The sequence below is a fragment of the Leisingera sp. ANG59 genome (assembly GCF_013317235.1).
GTDB lineage: Bacteria > Pseudomonadota > Alphaproteobacteria > Rhodobacterales > Rhodobacteraceae > Leisingera.
In genome coordinates, this window is sequence record NZ_WLCM01000042.1 from 14,844 (window position 1) to 31,803 (window position 16,960).

General features: G+C 59.6%; 14 protein-coding genes. 4 read left to right on the forward strand and 10 right to left on the reverse strand.

Annotated elements, in window-relative coordinates:
- The first annotated feature begins 108 nt into the window (after positions 1-108).
- The 3 genes from GKC28_RS22060 (at position 109) to GKC28_RS22070 (ending at position 3,271) form a co-directional block, all read left to right on the forward strand.
- The gene (locus GKC28_RS22060) at positions 109-1,077 is read left to right on the forward strand and encodes an ABC transporter substrate-binding protein (RefSeq protein WP_174149142.1); all 969 of its coding nucleotides are present in this window, start codon (positions 109-111) and stop codon (positions 1,075-1,077) included.
- Positions 1,078-1,152: 75 nt separating this feature from the next.
- The gene (locus GKC28_RS22065; RefSeq protein WP_174149143.1) at positions 1,153-2,187 is read left to right on the forward strand and encodes a proline/glycine betaine ABC transporter permease; all 1,035 of its coding nucleotides are present in this window, start codon (positions 1,153-1,155) and stop codon (positions 2,185-2,187) included.
- Positions 2,188-2,200: 13 nt separating this feature from the next.
- Complete coding sequence (locus tag GKC28_RS22070) at positions 2,201-3,271, forward strand: betaine/proline/choline family ABC transporter ATP-binding protein (protein WP_174149144.1); 1,071 nt, start codon at positions 2,201-2,203, stop codon at positions 3,269-3,271.
- A gap of 290 nt (positions 3,272-3,561) precedes the next feature.
- On the opposite strand, the gene GKC28_RS22075 is transcribed toward GKC28_RS22070, so the two are convergent.
- From GKC28_RS22075 to GKC28_RS22115, 9 genes are all read right to left on the reverse strand, one after another.
- The gene (locus tag GKC28_RS22075; RefSeq protein WP_174149145.1) at positions 3,562-4,797 is read right to left on the reverse strand and encodes an NAD(P)/FAD-dependent oxidoreductase; all 1,236 of its coding nucleotides are present in this window, start codon (positions 4,795-4,797) and stop codon (positions 3,562-3,564) included.
- A gap of 204 nt (positions 4,798-5,001) precedes the next feature.
- Positions 5,002-5,937 carry a 3-hydroxyacyl-CoA dehydrogenase NAD-binding domain-containing protein gene (locus GKC28_RS22080; RefSeq protein WP_174149146.1) on the reverse strand — a complete coding sequence of 312 codons (936 nt, stop codon included), beginning with the start codon at positions 5,935-5,937 and terminating at the stop codon, positions 5,002-5,004.
- A complete protein-coding gene (locus tag GKC28_RS22085; protein WP_174149147.1) occupies positions 5,937-6,686 on the reverse strand; it encodes an SDR family NAD(P)-dependent oxidoreductase in 750 nt (249 codons plus the stop codon). The genes GKC28_RS22080 and GKC28_RS22085 overlap by 1 nt, the downstream gene beginning before the upstream one ends.
- 6 nt (positions 6,687-6,692) lie before the next feature.
- Positions 6,693-8,114, reverse strand: coding sequence for an aminobutyraldehyde dehydrogenase (locus GKC28_RS22090; protein WP_174149148.1), 1,422 nt, complete (start codon positions 8,112-8,114; stop codon positions 6,693-6,695).
- Positions 8,115-8,127: 13 nt separating this feature from the next.
- Positions 8,128-9,063: a 3-keto-5-aminohexanoate cleavage protein gene (locus GKC28_RS22095; protein ID WP_174149149.1), complete on the reverse strand. Its 936-nt coding sequence runs from the start codon at positions 9,061-9,063 to the stop codon at positions 8,128-8,130.
- 12 nt (positions 9,064-9,075) lie between these two features.
- Positions 9,076-9,870, reverse strand: coding sequence for an SDR family NAD(P)-dependent oxidoreductase (locus tag GKC28_RS22100; RefSeq protein ID WP_174149150.1), 795 nt, complete (start codon positions 9,868-9,870; stop codon positions 9,076-9,078).
- A 1-nt stretch (position 9,871) separates the two neighbouring features.
- The gene (betC, locus tag GKC28_RS22105) at positions 9,872-11,407 is read right to left on the reverse strand and encodes a choline-sulfatase (RefSeq protein WP_217434182.1); all 1,536 of its coding nucleotides are present in this window, start codon (positions 11,405-11,407) and stop codon (positions 9,872-9,874) included.
- A gap of 117 nt (positions 11,408-11,524) precedes the next feature.
- The gene (locus GKC28_RS22110) at positions 11,525-12,670 is read right to left on the reverse strand and encodes an SRPBCC family protein (protein ID WP_174149152.1); all 1,146 of its coding nucleotides are present in this window, start codon (positions 12,668-12,670) and stop codon (positions 11,525-11,527) included.
- A gap of 127 nt (positions 12,671-12,797) precedes the next feature.
- Positions 12,798-13,814 carry a GlxA family transcriptional regulator gene (locus tag GKC28_RS22115; RefSeq protein WP_174149153.1) on the reverse strand — a complete coding sequence of 339 codons (1,017 nt, stop codon included), beginning with the start codon at positions 13,812-13,814 and terminating at the stop codon, positions 12,798-12,800.
- Positions 13,815-14,262: 448 nt separating this feature from the next.
- Here GKC28_RS22115 and GKC28_RS22120 point away from each other — a divergent pair, with 448 nt between their 5' ends.
- Positions 14,263-15,285, forward strand: coding sequence for a GlxA family transcriptional regulator (locus GKC28_RS22120; RefSeq protein WP_174149154.1), 1,023 nt, complete (start codon positions 14,263-14,265; stop codon positions 15,283-15,285).
- 414 nt (positions 15,286-15,699) lie between these two features.
- Here GKC28_RS22120 and GKC28_RS22125 read toward each other — a convergent pair whose 3' ends face one another.
- On the reverse strand, positions 15,700-16,746 hold the full coding sequence (locus tag GKC28_RS22125; RefSeq protein WP_174149155.1) for a glycine betaine/L-proline ABC transporter ATP-binding protein: 1,047 nt from the start codon (positions 16,744-16,746) through the stop codon (positions 15,700-15,702).
- Between the last annotated feature and the right edge of the window lie 214 nt (positions 16,747-16,960).

The window sequence follows — 16,960 nt, forward strand, 5'->3', positions numbered from 1 at the left end:
CATCAAAGCAAAAAACGCGTCCAAAATGGTTAAACAAGTTCCAGGAAAGCCTCCGAAGATGTTTCGAGAGCCTCAAACGGCCGAAAAGAAAACATCAGGGAACGCATTATGGAAAACTCAACCAAGGTGCTCGCAACGGCATTTGCCGCGGCTCTGACCTCAACAGCAGCCTACGCCGATTGCGGCGAAATTTCGATAACCGAGATGGATTGGGCCTCGTCCGCCGTGGTGACGCATGTGGCCGATTTTCTCATGACCAACGGGTATGGCTGCACCGTCAAACGGGTGCCGTCGTCGACGACACCAGCCATGACGTCTATGGCTGAAACCGGTGAACCCGACATTCTGACCGAGCTATGGGTAAATTCTTCGCCGATTTATTCCGAGCTACGCGATAGCGGCAAACTGGTTGAGCTGGCCGACGTTTTGTCGGATGGCGGCGTCGAAGCCTGGTGGATCCCGGCGTACCTGGCCGAAAAGCATCCTGAACTCAGGACAATCGAGGGCATTCTGGCCAATCCGGACCTGGTCGGTGGCCAATTCCACGATTGCCCCTCAGGATGGGCCTGTGACGTGGTCGACAACAATGTCCTCAAGGCACTGGATGCCAAGGCCAAAGGGCTGGAGCGCTTCCAGCACGGATCCGGTGAAACACTTGCTACCGCTATTGCCGCTGCCTACCAGGATAAAGCCCCATGGTTTGGTTATTATTGGGCACCGACCAGTGTTCTTGGGAAATACCCTATGGTGCAGGTGGATCTGGGACCATTCGACCAAGAGATCCACAGCTGCAACGGCAATCCTGATTGCCCAACACCCGGCGTTTCGCCCTTTCCAGTCGCCAAGGTGGTGACCGCGGTCACGCCAAACCTGCCCAAGCGCGAACCTGAGGTCACCGCCTTTCTGTCGAAAATGTCCTTTTCCAACGAACAGATGGGCGCGGTTCTGGCCTGGCAGGATGACAACAACGCCTCTTACGAAGAAGCTGCGGCGTACTTCCTCAGCACCTACAAGGACACTTGGGCCAGTTGGCTCGACGACGCGGCGCGCGGCAAACTGAGCGCCCTGCTCGATTGATCCACACAGCCACCGGTCGGCCACAGAGCGATATCGTTGCCCACGTGGCCACCCCTGACTGACGCGAGGTACAAGATGTCATTCTATGACGGGTTGTTCGATAGAGCCGGCCTGCGAAATTGGTGCGACCAGAACTCAGACGGCGCGCCACTTTCCATGGCAGACCTGCTGGCCAAGGCCAAAGGGCAGACTGCGGATCAGCCTTCAGAGGTATTGCCGTTTCCCTCGCTCGACGAACTCAACAGAAGCTGTGAGCAGATCAGCCAGACGCGCGACCTGACTGCAAGCATCGAAAAAGGGTTCCTCGCCGCCAAGTCAGCCTTGAAATTCGTGCTCGACCCGGTCACACAGCCGCTTTCCTGGATGCTCGACGGGGCGCTGTGGCTGTTCACGGCCACGCCATGGTGGATCATGATACCTCTTCTAGTCGGGCTGACTTGGCAGGTATCACGGTCGTGTGGTGTCACGCTCTTCGTGGCTCTGGCCTTCTTGTTCCTTGGCGTGATCGACCATCTCGAGGTGGCCCTGCAGACACTGTCGATCATTTTTGTCTGCACAGGTTTGTCTGTGCTGCTGGGTGTACCAGTGGGCATTGCCATGTCGCGGTCCAAAGGGCTGCAGAGTCTGGCGATCCCCATACTCGACTTGCTGCAAACCTTGCCGACTTTCGTGTACCTGATCCCGCTCATCTTCCTCTTTTCGGTCACCGAAGCCAAGCTCTACGGCATTGCCATCATTCTTTACGCGATCGTGCCTGTCATCAGGTTGACGGATCTGGGAATCCGGCTTGTGGATCGTGATGTGATCGAGGCAGCAGATGCATTCGGCATGACACGTCGGCAGAAGCTCTGGGGCGTCGAACTTCCGCTTGCACTTCCCAACATCATGGCAGGGATCAACCAAACCATCATGATGAGCCTCGCGATGGTCGTGATCGCCTCACTGGTTTCGGCACCGGGCCTTGGCGTGCTTGTCCTGCGCGGGATTCGCAATCTCGAACTCGGAGTTGGCATTGTGGCAGGCGTTGGCATTGTTCTGCTGGCAGTCATGCTCGACCGCACATCGAAAGCCGCACTCTCGCGTATCCACAAGCATCATGCCCCACACTAAGGATTCTCAAGCTGTGACAAAGACGCCGAAAGTCCGCCTGCGTGAAGTTTTCAAAATCTTCGGCGCGAAATCCAAGCAAATGATGGCACACGTTCATGCAGGTGCCGACAAGGAGACTTTGCTCGCCAAACATGGCCACGTCCTTGGGCTGCGCAACATCAACGTCGATATGCAGGCCGGCGAGATAACCGTGGTGATGGGGTTATCAGGCTCTGGAAAATCCACATTGATCCGGCACATCAACAGGCTGATTGAACCCACGGCCGGCGAAATACTGGTCGATGGCCAAGACGTAACCGCGCTGACTCAGACCGAACTGCGCGACCTTCGGCGTCGAAGCATGGCAATGGTCTTTCAGAAATTCGCTCTGCTGCCCCACCAGACCGTCCTGCAGAACACTACCATGGCGCTTCGCGTTCAGGGTCACGACCTAAAGGAGCAGGAAACCGAGGCACGCAAATGGATCGCCAGGGTGGGCCTCGGAGGGTATGAGCATCATTACCCCTCGCAACTCTCAGGAGGAATGCAGCAACGGGTCGGCATTGCCCGCGCCCTGACGGCCGGGACGGACATCATGCTGATGGACGAGGCATTCTCAGCGCTTGACCCGCTGATCCGCACTGATATGCAGAACCTGTTGCTGGAATTACAGGAAGAACTGCACAAGACCATCATCTTCATCACCCATGATCTGGATGAGGCATTAAAACTGGCCGACCATCTGGTTATCCTGAAAGACGGCGAGGTGATACAGCAGGGCGATCCGCAGCACATTCTGCTCAATCCGCAAGATCCATATATCGAAGAATTCGTAGGCGATATTAACCGAGCGCGCGTTCTGCGGGTGAACTCAATTATGGAACCTTTGCGTCAAGGGCGCTTTCACGGCGAAGTTCAATCCAGCGACACGCTGGAAAAACTAATCGCCAAATCCAATGGCGAGACCTCTTATTGCTACAAAGTACTTGAAGGTGACACGCCGGTTGGAGTTCTGGATATGACAACGCTCGTCCGGGCGCTGGTGCCACGCAAACCATCGGCGTCCGAACCACCAGTTCAAATCAGCAACGTGCACTCTATATAGGGAGCCGATGCAATGAACCGTCTTCCTATCTTTGCTCCGCCCCTACCGGCCGGCCAAGCGAATATGTGAAGCTTCCGAGGAAAATCCAGATTTCAAGCATGAATCTGATCAGGATCTTATCCTGCCTTACCGGGTTCGTCGGCGTGGAGCCGAATGTCATTCGCCAGCGCCCGAATGCGCTTGGTTACCTAATGCATGGATGACCTACCGCCCCATACCGTGACGACGCGATCTGTTGCCGGCGCTTCTCGTAGGGCTTGGCGGGCGGCCGAATGCCAAGCAGGCCTTGATCAGCGAAGTAAAGCCTTCAGATCGGTTTCCGGGTTGGCTACCCTTTTGGCGTCTGGTGACTTTCCCGCTTCGATCAGCCGTTTGGCCGCCATGAAAGCCCGAGGGTCATCAATCGCATCTACGGCAATGAGACAGTTGCCGGAATAGTACCAAAGGGAATGGCCGCCATCGCTGCCACCGCGTTTCACCACCCGGTCGAAGCCGGTAGACAATCCGGCGATCTGAAGTTTCGTGTCGAACTGATCGGACCAGAACCATGGCTTTGCGCGATATGGCGCCAGGTCACCGCAAATCACCCTGGCTGCCGCTTCTCCCTGATCAATGGCGTTGCCTACGCTTTCCAGGCGAATTCTGGTACCTTCATGCGGAAATGCAGCACAGTCACCAATTGCAAAGATATTCCGGTCGGACGTCTGGCAATATTCGTCAACGCAAATGCCGTTTTCCACCTCCAGTCCAGCCGTTTCGGCCAGCGACTGATTGGGGCGGATGCCAATGCCCACAATAACGCAGTCAACGTCAACACAGCTGCCATCGGATAGTTCAGCAGCACACACCCGGCCACTGTCTCCGCAGAGCCGCCGCAACATAGTGCCTTCCCTGATTTCGACACCATTCTCGCGGTGCAAATTACGGAAATGTCTGGCAGTCTCATTCGACGCTACACGCTGAAGAATCCGGCTAGACGCTTCGACCAGAGTAACTTTCATCCCGGATTTGGCAGCAACAGCCGCCGCTTCCAACCCGATATAGCCGCCTCCTACAACCAGAACTTGGCGGCCCGGTCGTATGTCACAGCCCATCCGGTCAACATTCTGGAGCGTTCGAACATAATGCACGCCCTCGAGGTTTCCGCTAATCTCAGCGGGCAAAGTGACAGGTTCTGCCCCGGTCGCCAACACCAGCTTGTCGAATGGAATGACCGCACCATCAGACAGCTGCACACTACGGCGGTCCCGGTCTACTGCCACTGCAGAGGCAGACAAGTGAAGGTCAATGTTGGCCTCCGCGTAGTAACTGATGGGGCGGAAATATAAACGCTCCACCGGCACGCCGCCCAGAAGATATGCCTTGGACAATGGCGGGCGTTGATAAGGCGGATGAGGCTCGCCGCCTATCAAGGTAATTTGTTGTTTGAACCCCAAGGAACGCAGCTTGGAACAGACCGAAAAACCGGCTTGGCCTGCTCCGATCACCACCACCCGGCTTTCAGCCGCTTGCAGATTTTCGTCCATTTCAAGCTCCATTTCTTTCGCAAGATACAGCTCCGCCATCGCCTCCGCGCAATGGCGGGGGGTAACTGACCCGGCAGGATGTCCGCTTCGGTGCAGGTTTCTCAGACGCCATGCGAGTCATTTGAGTGGCGCGGGGCGTTGCCTGGCGCCTGAGAAGCGCTCACGCACTAAATCGCTCCGCGATAGGGGCTCTCTGTGTGGCTTTCAGGCACCGCCGCGCAGGTCAGCGGTGGCCTTCTGCATCGCGAGGATCAGGGCATCGCGCCTGGCCGACAATTCCGCCGGGGTCTGCCCTCGGGCTTCCTCGTTGACACCCTTGATCAAGGTTTCGGCGACTTCACTGTTCAGTTGGACTTGGCCAAGATCGTCCCACCAGCCGTTGAAAGTGTCGCTGAAATGGTCGCAAAAAGCCCGCAGGCCGCCCTCTCCGGCGCCAAGGTTGAACAGCATAGTCGGCCCCATGGCCGCCCACCGCAGCCCGGGTCCGGCCCAAACGGCCTTATCGACGTCTTCGACGCTGGCAACACCCTCCATCACCAGACTGATCGCCTCGCGCCAGATCGCGGCCTGCAGGCGGTTGGCGACGTGGCCGGGTTTTTCCTTGTTAACGCGGATCGTGACCTTCCCAACCGCTTGGTAGAACCGCTCGGCAGCCTCGGCAACGCCGCCCGACGTACGGTCATTGCCCATGACCTCCACCAGAGGAATGAGGTGCGGCGGATTGAAGGGGTGGCCAAGCACAAACCGGGAAGGATCCTGCCAGCCGCCCTGCATCTGGCCCAGTGTCAGGCCCGAAGCCGAACTGGCCACGATGGCCTCGGCATCCAGAACTGGTTCGATTTCAGCAAAGGTGGCATGTTTGACAGGCAAGCGTTCAGGTACGTTTTCCTGAACGAAAGCGGCGCCATACACGGCTTGCACCGCACTGTCGTGAAAACTGATGGCGTCAGGGTTGCCGTGACCGGTCAGTCCGAGCTCGGTCAGCGTGGGCCAGGCCATTTCGACATATTCGCGCACAGCCTTTTCGGCGCCAAGCGCCGGGTCGAACATGGCAACGGACCGGCCAGAGGCGAGAAACAGTGCCGCCCAGCTGGCACCGATAACCCCGCCACCGAGGCAGGCGGTATGAGCAAATTCCATCAAAACAATCCCGGATTAAGCGGGGAGGCTGCCGTCATGCCGCCATCCACGGTGAAGCATTCGCCCGACACATAGGCGGATTGATCGGAGGCCAGCCAGGCCGCCATGTTGGCGATATCCTCCGGCTTGCCAAATCGGCCCACCGGATGGCGGGCCAGCGCATCGGCCATCGCCTTGTCCGGGTCATCTGCCAGAGCAAAACCCTCTTCAGCCATCGCTGTCATGATCCAGCCGGGGCGGATCGCGTTGCAGCGTACTTTGGGGCCGTGATCAACGGCGATCGAACGGGTAAGCCCGTGCACCCACGCCTTGGACGCATTGTAGAGCGCCATCGAGGGATCCGCGACCATGCCCGAAATCGAGCCGATGTTGATGATGTTGCCACCGTGCCCGCACATGTCCGGCAGCACGGCGCGGCACATGTTGAACACACCGCGGCAATTGACGTTCATCACCAGGTCCCAATCGTCGTCGCTGCTGCCTGCGACGGTCTTTTCCACCTGAACACCGGCGTTGTTGACCAGATGCGTCACCGGACCGAACGCCTTCTTCGCCGCCGACAGCAACCGGGCCGCATCCTGCGGGCTGGAGACATCGGCGGTTTCCCAAACCACCGAATCCGGCAGATCCTTGGGACGCGCCCCGCGGCCGCAAGTGACGACATTGGCTCCATCGGCCAGAAAGCGGTCAACGATTGCGCGGCCAATACCGCGGGTCCCGCCGGTGATGATAACTGTATGCTGGCTCATGGTTCCCTATCCGTGTGCAATCATGACGTGGCGGACGGCGGTATAGGCATCCAGCGCATAGACGCTCATGTCGCAGCCGGTGCCGGAGGATTTCATCGCCGCCCAGGGCATTTCCGGCGTTGCAACGCCGTGGGTGTTGACCCAGGTGAATCCGTAGCGCAGCTGCGCGGACATCCGCATCGCCCGCCCTGTGTCCCGCGTCCAGACCGAGGAGGCAAGGCCGAACCGCCCGCCATTGGCCACCTGCAGCGCCTCTTCCTCGCTGCTGAAACGCGAGATGGTGACGACGGGACCGAAAATCTCGGTCGTGGCAGCCTCGGCGCTGTGGTCCACATTTGCCAGAACCGTGGGCGCATAGAAAAACCCCGGCCCGTCAATCGCGCCGCCGCCGGTGACCACCTCGCACGACGCACGGGCGCGGTCGACAAACCCCGCCACCGTGTCGCGCTGCGCGGCTGAAATGATAGGCCCCATCTCGGTGCCTTCATCCTTGGGCGCGCCGGTCCTGATCCGGCTCACCTGCTCGGTAATGGCCGCTACAACCTTGTCGTAAATCTTGTCCGCAACCATGATCCGGCAGGGCTGGGCGCAGTCCTGCCCGGCGTTGAAGAACGACCCGTAGCGCACGGTCTCCGCCACCGCATCGATGTCGGCATCCTCGAACACGATCACCGGCGCCTTCCCGCCCAGTTCCAGATGCACATGGCGGATCTGGCGGGCGGCGGCCTTCATTGCCTCGGCGCCCGTGGCATTCGAACCGGTGATCGAGATCGCCTCGGTGCGCGGGTCGTTGATCATCAGGCTGCCGATCCCGCGGCCGGTGCCATGCAGCACGTTGACCACGCCCTTCGGCACCACTTCCGCAATCAGCTCCGCCGCGCGCAGGGTCGACAGCGGCGTCAGCTGCGAGGGTTTCAGCGTCACCGGGCAGCCCGCCGCCAGCGGGGCCGCCAGTTTCCACGCCGCCATCATCAGCGGGTAGTTCCAGGGCGCAATCGCCGCCACCGGGCCGATAGGGTCCTTGCGGATCATGCTGGTGTGGCCCTCGGCATATTCGCCTGCCGCCACCCCGGACATGGTGCGCGCGGCCCCCGCGAAAAAGCGGAATGTGTCCAAGGTCAGCGGGGTTTCGTCCTCCAGTGCCGAGGGCCAGGGCTTGCCCGCATCCAGGCTCTCCAGCTCCGCCAGTTCGGTGATGTTCTGCGCCAGCACATCGGCGATGTTTCCCAGAAGTTCGGCCCGCGCGGCGGGGCTTGTGCGGCCAAAGGTCTGGAACGCTTCATGCGCGGCCGCGGCCGCCGCCCCGGCCTGCTCTGCCGAAGCCGGGCGGATGGCGCAGATCTCCGCTCCGGTGGCGGGATCGACAACCGCAATAGGCTGGCCTTCGCCTTCCACCATCTCGCCGTTGATCAGCATTTTTGTCTGCATGTTTCCCTCCCTGTCAGAACGCGACCTGATCGCCGCCCTTCAGCCCCAGGCGCGCGCGCGCCTCCGCCGGGGTGGCGACTGCCAGGCCGAGGTTTTCGATGATGCTGCGGATCTTTCTGACCTGCTGCGCGCTGGACACCGCCTTTTCGCCCGGCCCGATATACAGGCTGTCCTCCATCCCGACGCGGACATTGCCGCCCAGCAGGGCACTTTGGGTGGTGAAGGGCATCTGGTGGCGCCCGGCCGCCAGAACCGACCATTCGTAATCATCGCCGAACAGCTTGTTGGCGATGGTGTGCATATGCATCAGGTTGTCGAGATCGGCGCCGACCCCGCCCAGGATGCCGAACACCATCTGCACAAAGACCGGCCCCTCAATCCAGCCCTGATCCCGGATCCAGGCGAGGTTGTAGAGGTGGCCAAGATCGTAGCACTCAAACTCGAACCGGGTACCGTGGCCCTGGCCCAGCTCCTTGAGGCAGTATTCGATGTCGGCGAAGGTATTGCGGAAGATAAAGTCCCGCGTCATCTCCAGGAACTCGGGCTCCCAGGCGTGTTTCCAGTTGGAATACTTGTCCTTCATCGGGAAGATGCCGAAATTCATCGAGCCGATGTTCATGCTGGCCATCTCCGGGCTGGCTGTGACCGCGGCGCGTAGCCGTTCCTCGCGGCTCATCCCCAGGCCGCCGCCGGTGGAGACATTGATCACCGCATCCGAGGCCTGCTTGATGCGCGGCAGGAACTCCATGAACAGCTCCGGGCGCGGGTCGGGGCGGCCGTCGTCCGGGTTGCGGGCATGCAGATGGATGATCGACGCTCCGGCCTCTGCCGCGTCGATGCTGGCCGCGGCGATCTGGTCCGGGGTGATCGGCAGATGCTCCGACATGGTCGGCGTGTGGATGCCGCCAGTGGGGGCGCAAGTGATGATGACGGATTTCTGTTTGGCCATGTCAGTGTCCTCTTAAAGCTTCATCTGCTGCACCTGGGCCGACAGGCCGCCGTCCAGCACCCACAGCTGGCCGCTGGCATAGCGCGCCTCGTCCGAGGCCAGCCAGTTGACCAGATTGGCGATGTCCTCGGGCGTGCCGTAGGTGCGCATCGGATGCACGTCGCGCACCGCCTGCTGCAGCTGATCAATGGTCTTGCCGCCGCCGCCCGACCCCTCGCCGGTGAAAAAGCTCTGCAGCATCGGCGTATCGATATAGCCGGGGCAGACCGCGTTCACGCGGATGCCTTCGGGGCCGTGGTCGCAGGCCATCGCGCGGGTCAGCGCATGCACCGCGCCCTTGGTCGCGCAATAGGCGGCAAGGCCGGGATCGGCGATGAACCCGTCATAGCTGCCGAAGTTGATGATGCTGGCCGGGCTGCCAGAGGCCGCCGCCGCCCGCAGCAGCGGCAGCGCGTGTTTCGAGGTCAGGAAGGTGCCGGTGCAATTGACCGCAAAACTGCGGTTCCATTCCTCCAGCGTGGTGTCCTCGATGGTTTTTTCGATCTCGATCCCCGCCGCATTGACCAGAATGTCGAGCTTGCCGCGCTCCTCCTGCACCCGCGCCATCGCCGCCTGAACCGCAGTCTCGTCGGCTACGTTCATCTGCACGAAACGGCTGCCGTCACCGTCATGCGCCGCAAGCGAGCCCTCAGGCGTCAGATCGGCGGCATAGACGGCGGCGCCTTCGCGCAGGAAGCGTGCCGCGATGGCGCGGCCGATGCCGCCGCGCCCGCCGGTGACCAGAGCGGTCTTGCCTTCAAGTTTCATATCACTGGCCTTCCTTCAGAGGCGGGAACCGGTAACGGCCTGCGGCCTCGGTCCAATCCATGTGGTTGCGGACATACTGCTGGCTGGCGTCCGACGGCGGGTTGTAATCCCAATGCTCCCCCGCCCCGGCCTCCATCGCCGCATGCAGCGCGCGGCGGGATTTCTGGGTGGCCATCACGTTGCGGCGCAGCGCGGCGCTGTCCCAGCGCGCTGCAGCCTCGGCGGCAAACCCTGCAACTGTGTCGGCATAAGCGGGATCGGCCGCCAGGTTCACCCGCTCCTGCGGGTCCTTTGCCAGATTGAAAAGCTGCGGCGGATCAACGTCGCAGTGGATGTATTTCAATGCCCCCCGGCGGATCATGAATACCGGCCAGGGGGTCATCTCGGCGCAGTATTCGCCGATCGCAAGGTCGGTTTCATCCGTGCCGCCGCGGGCCAGCGGCATCAGGCTGCGCCCGTCGACAGGTTCGCCCAGGATCGAGCTGCCGCCGCCGGCTATGTCCAGGAACGTGGGGAGCATGTCGACCAGCGAACAGGCATTGGGCGCGCTGCCCTGCGCCACCCCCGGCCCGGCCATGATCAGCGGCACCCGGGCGGAATGTTCGAAGAAGTTCATCTTGTACCACAGCCCGCGCTCGCCCAGCATGTCGCCGTGGTCTGCGGTAACGATGACAATGGTGTTGTCCAGCTCGCCGATATCCTCCAGCGTCTTCACCATCTGGCCGACCTTGCTGTCGAAATAGCTGACATTGGCCAGATAGGCGCGGCGGGCGCGGCGGACTTCCTCCTCGCTTAGCGGCACAGAACTGGCCTCGATCCCGTCCATCACCCGGCGCGAGAACGGGTCCTGCTCCTCTGCCGCCAGCACGAAGCCCGGCAGATCGATTTCATCGTCGGAATAGAGATCCCACCATTCCGGCTGCGCCACATAGGGGTCATGCGGGTGGATGAAGCTCGCAACCATGCAGAACGGCGCCTCATCCCCGTGAGCACGGGCCCGGCCCCGGTCGATCAGCCAGCGGCGGGCGGCAAAGCCAACCTCGTCGTCGTAATCGGTCTGGAAAGTGGCCACCGCGACACCGCTTTCCTTTACCGTCTGCATGTTGTGGTACCACTTGCCGATGCGCTCGTCTGGAGCCTCCCAATCCGGCGTCCAGGCAAAGTCCGAGGGGTAGATGTCGGTGGTCACCCGGTCCTCGAACCCGTGTTTCTGGTCGGGGCCGACAAAATGCATCTTGCCCGACAGGCAGGTGCGGTATCCTAGCGCTTTAAGGTAATGGGCGAATGTCGGCACCGTGGCGCGGAATTCGGATGCGTTGTCATAGGCGGCGATGCGGCTGATCAGCTGCCCTGACATGAAGGCAAACCGCGAGGGGGCGCACAGCGGCGAGTTGCAGTAGGCGGCGTCAAACCGCATCCCGCGCGCCGCCAGYGCGTCGATGTGCGGGGTCTTGGCAACGGGGTGGTCATAAGCACCGCAGAACTGCGGCGCCAGCTGGTCCGCCATGATCACCACGATATTGGGGCGTGTCGGCATTGTTGTCCTCCCAGACAGGCCGGTGTCTTTGTCTTGGCACATGGAACCCTCCGCCCCGGGGCGGAGGTTCAAAAGACATCGGCTTGCGGCCGGCAGTGACCGGGCAGAGGGTGGCGCTCATTCCGCAGCGCGGGCGTAGGCGTCCAGCAGCAGCCCGTGGAAGTGATGCACCGCATGTTCCGATTTCCCGGAGCCGTCGGGGTCGTTCACGATCCGTCCTTGGGTGAAGGCCGGGGTGTTCATGCCGCGCTGGACGCTCTCCACCAGGTTGATGTCCTCGACTTGCAGGACCTCGTCCAGATAGCGGATCGCCTCCTTCTCGGCCTCGTTGGGAGTTTTCTCCTCCAAAAAGAAGTCATAGGTTTCCAGCGTCCGGTCCGGTCCCGCCGGGATGATATTGAGGATGATCATCGACGAGCGGCCGGGGTAGCGCATGATGCAGGTGTTCGGCCACAGCCACCACACCGCATGGGTTTTCACCGTGGCGTTGGAGACGTCATAGGCGCTGTTGGGGCTGTTGCCCGCATCCGCCATGTGGCTGGAATAGATCCCGTGCGTGGTCACCTTGTAGGTGTCCATGTCCACCAGCTCGCAGAAATCCTTGTGCGCGGTCGGGCAGTGATAGCACTCCAGGAAATTGTCGACCACGTTCTTCCAGTTCGACTTGATGTCGTAGGTCAGCCGGTGGGCGTGGGTCAGGCTCTCGATATCCGGCGCCCAATGCTTGATTTCTGTTTCCAGGTCGCCGGTCAGCTCCTTCAACGAGGGCGCTGTTGGATCGAGATTCACGTAGATGAAGCCACAGAACTCCTCTGCTTGCACTTCATCGAGACAGATTTCTTTGGGATTGAAGCTTTCCAGGTTGTCAGTGTGCGGTGCGCGGACCAACTGGCCGTCCAGTTTGTAGACCCAGGCATGGTAGGGGCACATGATGCGGGTGATGTTGCCTTCACCGTTCAAAAGTTCATGGGCTCGGTGCTTGCACACGTTGTAAAACGCTCGCAGCTGGCCTTGGTCCCGGTCGCGCACGATCGCAATGGGGTGGCCGGCAATATCGATGGTCACATAGGACCCCGGCTCACGCAGCTTTTCGACATGGCAAACCCACTGCCATGTCTTTGCAATAATTCCCCGCAGGTCCACGGTGTGCCAGGCTTGGCTCACATAGGCATCCTTGTGGAGCGATAGCGAGCGCGAGGCGCTGCTTTTGTCATAACCTTGGCTGATCTGCTCAAACTGTTTTGCGGAGGGCAGTTCCGTCATGGCGAACCTCACTTGGGTAAAAGCTTTGACCGGCAGAAACCCTGCCGTTCTGAACCAAAGATCGCGCCAGTCACCTCCGAAATCCTGACACAGTTGGTCGCGCGCTTAACTTGGTTGGACCAATTCCTTAGGTGCTGTCTGTTTTTCGGTGCATCGGCCAGGCACGGAACTCGAACGGGATGCGCCCTTCGATTCTGTCCTTGATTGGGGGAAGGCCGAACCGGGCCTTATAGGCGCGGCTGAAATGCACCTGGCTGGAAAACCCGGACGCAAAGGCGATTTCCGCCATCGACAGGGATGTCTGTGTCACCAGGCCGCGCGCCCGGTCCAACCGGATGTCGCGGTAGTAAAGCGCAGGAGTCTTGTTGAGGTAGCGGGCAAACAGGCGGTCCAGCTGGCGGTGGGAGACCTCTGCATGCGTGCAGACCTCCGAAATCGGCAGCGGGTCCTCCAGGTTGTCTTCCATTGCCTTGATGGCCCTGCGGACCGGGGCCGGGACGGTTATCCCCAAGGGTTCGGACTCCTGCGGGTTCTGCGATGTCCCCCGTTCGCGCAAAGCCGGAAAGAATATGTAGCGTGCGGCGGCATTTGCCATAGCGCTGCCATGTGTGCCCTGGATGATGTGCAGCGCAAAATCGACCGCTGCCACGCCGCCGCAGCAGCTTATCCGGTTCCCGTCGAAGACATAAAGATTCTCGCTCAGCTCCGTATCCGGGTAGAGCTCCTGAAACGCGTCCATATGCTCGTAATGCACCGTCGCGCGCCGCCCCTTCAGCAAGCCTGCCTGCGCCACCACGAAAGCGCCGGTATCAATTGCCCCGATCGTGGCGTTGCGGCGGGCCGCCTGCCGCAATGCCGATTGAATGGCGGCAGAACTATAGGCCTCGGGCGTCCAGCTGGACGACACGATCAGAAAGTCCGCGTCTTCCGCGGCAACGTCCTTCAGCGGCCGGGTCAGGATGCTGAAACCGTTTGATGACAGGCACTCGCCGCCGTTTTCGGACACAAATTCCCAACGGAAGCGGGTGACCCCTTCAAGGTAATTCACGGCCCTGAACGGATCCGCAAACCCCATAGTTGCGGACATGTTGAAGTTTGGGGTGACAATGATCCGGAACAGGAGTGGGCGGTGGAGATCGGTCATGGTATGTCCAATTCAGTAAAACACACGTCCTTCTCGTGTAAATATCTCCTTATTTTCCTGCAACACTCCAAAAACCTACACCTTCCAAAGAACTCCCAAAGGAAGAAGCCATGAATTTGCAGGGATTGGACAGCGGTCTCTACGGCCGTTTCAAGGATGCGGCAGGTTGCCGTACCGAGCGCATTGAATGGGCTCGCAGCACCCGTCAGCAGCAAATGCACCGTTCAGCATTTCGGCGTCCGCACAGGACCAGAAGCGTCGGCAATGCTGGCAGCCAGGATCGGGTGTCTAACGGGCACCACAGTTCATGGGCAACTGGATTGGCGCGTGTCGGGTACGGAAATTTTCCGGGGCAGATCGTCCGCTAGCGCAACCCGGCCATCCCGGCGCACGATGCGGAGTACAAAGTGCAGGGCTTAGCCAGTAAACTGAGGACAACCCAAAGACCATGACCCGCAACTGGATACCCCATGGCATCGCCTTTTGCGAGCTTCGCCAGGAAGTTAAGACGGAGAGCTTTGTCTTCGTCCTCCTGCCCAATTTGTCGATGAACGCGTTCAGTTCGGCCATAGAACCGCTGCGGATCGCAAATCAGGTCACAGGCAAGGAATTGTTCCGATGGCGGTGTCTTTCCGAGAGCGGCGATCCCGTCCTCTGTTCCAACGGCGTGCCGGTCGGCGTTGACGGAGCGCTGAAGGAAGTCCTGCCCGACGAAATTGTTCTCGTCTGTTCCGGAATTCTTCCGGACCACTCCTTCGCGACCTCAACGGCCGACAGGCTGCGGATGTTTTGGCGGCGCGGGCAGACCGTCGGCGGGATCTGCACCGGCGCCTATCTTCTGGCCCGGGCCGGAATTTTGAAAGGATCAGCTTTTACGCTTCATTGGGAAAATCTGCCTGCGTTCCGTGAGAAGTTCGCAGATTTGCAAGCAACTGAGCAGCTTTTCCATATAAGCAATCGGATCTGGACATGTGCAGGCGGGCTCGCGGCAACTGACATGATGGTCGACCGAATCAGCCAGCTCTACGGAAAAGAACTCGCTGGTATGGTGGCAAACATGTGCTTACTTCAAACACCGCGTTCGGAAACGGAACCGCAAAAGGCAAGTGCTGCCGCGACAATTGGCATCCGCAATACCAAACTGGTCCAAATCGTCGAGCATATGGAAATGTTTTTGGACGACAGCATTGAGCTTGATGACATTGCAGCCAAGTTTCAGATTTCCAGAAGGCAGTTGGAAAGACTGTTCAGCAAGTACCTGTCGACGACACCAAGAAAGTACTTGATGATGCTAAGACTTCACCGCGCCCGATCCTTAATGGCTGAGACGAGCCTGGGCATTCCCGAAGTTTCCGCAGCCTGTGGATTTGCAACCGCATCGCATTTCTCCAAAAGGTTCAAGGAAGCCTTTGGAATTTCTCCGCGCCGGTTTTCCCTGACCCGGCATCGCAGCTCAGGTGATATAGGCTGATGTCACGTTAACTGAGGCAACAACTGCACCTACCCAGATCGTTTCACTTAACATGACTTCACCTGCTGCACATCATCAGTGCCCCGAAGCCGAAATTAAAAGGTGTGGGCGGTTGTAGAGGCTGGCATGTTGATCCTGTCTGCGCTAGGAATTTTCCTGAGGTCAACGACTTCAGGAAGAAACCAGTCATTCGGGTATCCACATTTCGGAGCTGTTTTCATAGATATACAGGGTCATGTAGCCGGACATATGAAAACAAGCTTTAACAGCTTTCTGCGTCATGTGTGAATGACTGGTTGCTAAAGCAGAGGCGGTTCTCCTGGGCGGGCTTGGATTGGCCGTGGCGCGGGAAGAAGCAGTAGTTGCAAGGGTATCATGCAACCGTTTGGGCCAACTCAAAACTGAACGTCCCGGCTACGCTACGCTTGATGCGCTTGCCGTACCTTGGACCTCCGGGCTGTTTCTGTTGGAGTCATAGGGAACCAAAGCCAGCATCAAATCACGCATTTCGATCTTACCAGCGACTTGCCCCTCTCGGAGGACACTTACCGAGACATCCGCGCGCCCGCCTGCTGTTTTGATGACAGTTTCAAGAGTGTCCTGCCAGTCGACTTCTCCGACAACGGTTCCCAACGGCGCCTCCGCAACGGCAATTGTTCCGGCCCGCAGAACACGCGCGCGGTTGATGTCACCGACAAATGCTTCGATATATGGATCGCCCGGATTCATCACAATCTCTTGCGGGGAGCCTTGCTGTACCACAGCGCCGTCCTTGAGGATCACCAGATGGTCGGCAAGCTTCAGCGCTTCATCCAGGTCATGTGTAATGAAGATGATCGTTTTGTGCAGTTCAGTTTGAAGTTCAAGAAGCAGATCCTGCATATCTGTTCGGATCAACGGATCAAGTGCCGAGAATGCTTCGTCCAACAGCATGATATCGGTATCTGCGGTCAGCGCCCGAGCGATGCCCACACGCTGCTGCATCCCGCCTGAAAGCTGATTGGGATAGCGGTTTTCAAACCCGGACAAGCCGACCCGATCTAGCCATTTGCGCGCTTCTGCCTCCCGTCTTTCCCGCTCGACTCCCTGAATACGCAAAGCAGTTGCCGCATTTTCCAGTACAGTCTTGTGTGGCAGTAGGGCAAATTTTTGAAACACCATGGACATGGACGTGCGCCGCTTTCCGCGGAGGCTAACCGAGTCCAGAGCCATGACATCCTGCCCATCCAACAGGATTTCTCCAGCAGTTGGCTCGATCAGGCGGTTCAAGTGCCGAATGAGGGTTGATTTTCCAGATCCAGACAGCCCCATGATCACGGAGATTTCCCCGGCTTGCATGTCAATGCTAATGTCCCGCAGCCCCAGCACATGCTGGTGCCGTTCCAGGAGCTCCGGTTTGCCAAGGCCCTGGTCCCGCACCAAGGGCAGAACGGCTTTTGGGTTGGAGCCGAAGATTGTCAATGAGCGTTCAAAACTGACCCGGTTTCAGCGTTTGAATTTGACCCACCCCTTGTGGCGCAAAGGCCCCAGGCGGGCCGCCCTCCTATAGCGAGTCCGTCTGGGGCCTTTGCTTGCGCGACGTTTATGTTTTTCTGCGTCGCTTGCTCTGTGCGAACCGGTATGACGTGTTGCCTGTCTCGATGATTGCGCAGTGATGAGTTACGCGATCCAGAAG

Coding starts and splice junctions, on each gene's coding strand:
- GKC28_RS22085 (WP_174149147.1), bottom strand. CDS start 6,686: ATGAGCCAGCATACAGTTATCATCACCGGCGGGACCCGCGGTATTGGC.
- GKC28_RS22095 (WP_174149149.1), bottom strand. CDS start 9,063: ATGGCCAAACAGAAATCCGTCATCATCACTTGCGCCCCCACTGGCGGC.
- GKC28_RS22060 (WP_174149142.1), top strand. CDS start 109: ATGGAAAACTCAACCAAGGTGCTCGCAACGGCATTTGCCGCGGCTCTG.
- GKC28_RS22075 (WP_174149145.1), bottom strand. CDS start 4,797: ATGGACGAAAATCTGCAAGCGGCTGAAAGCCGGGTGGTGGTGATCGGA.
- GKC28_RS22115 (WP_174149153.1), bottom strand. CDS start 13,814: ATGACCGATCTCCACCGCCCACTCCTGTTCCGGATCATTGTCACCCCA.
- GKC28_RS22090 (WP_174149148.1), bottom strand. CDS start 8,114: ATGCAGACAAAAATGCTGATCAACGGCGAGATGGTGGAAGGCGAAGGC.
- GKC28_RS22110 (WP_174149152.1), bottom strand. CDS start 12,670: ATGACGGAACTGCCCTCCGCAAAACAGTTTGAGCAGATCAGCCAAGGT.
- GKC28_RS22080 (WP_174149146.1), bottom strand. CDS start 5,937: ATGGAATTTGCTCATACCGCCTGCCTCGGTGGCGGGGTTATCGGTGCC.
- GKC28_RS22100 (WP_174149150.1), bottom strand. CDS start 9,870: ATGAAACTTGAAGGCAAGACCGCTCTGGTCACCGGCGGGCGCGGCGGC.
- GKC28_RS22065 (WP_174149143.1), top strand. CDS start 1,153: ATGTCATTCTATGACGGGTTGTTCGATAGAGCCGGCCTGCGAAATTGG.
- GKC28_RS22120 (WP_174149154.1), top strand. CDS start 14,263: ATGACCCGCAACTGGATACCCCATGGCATCGCCTTTTGCGAGCTTCGC.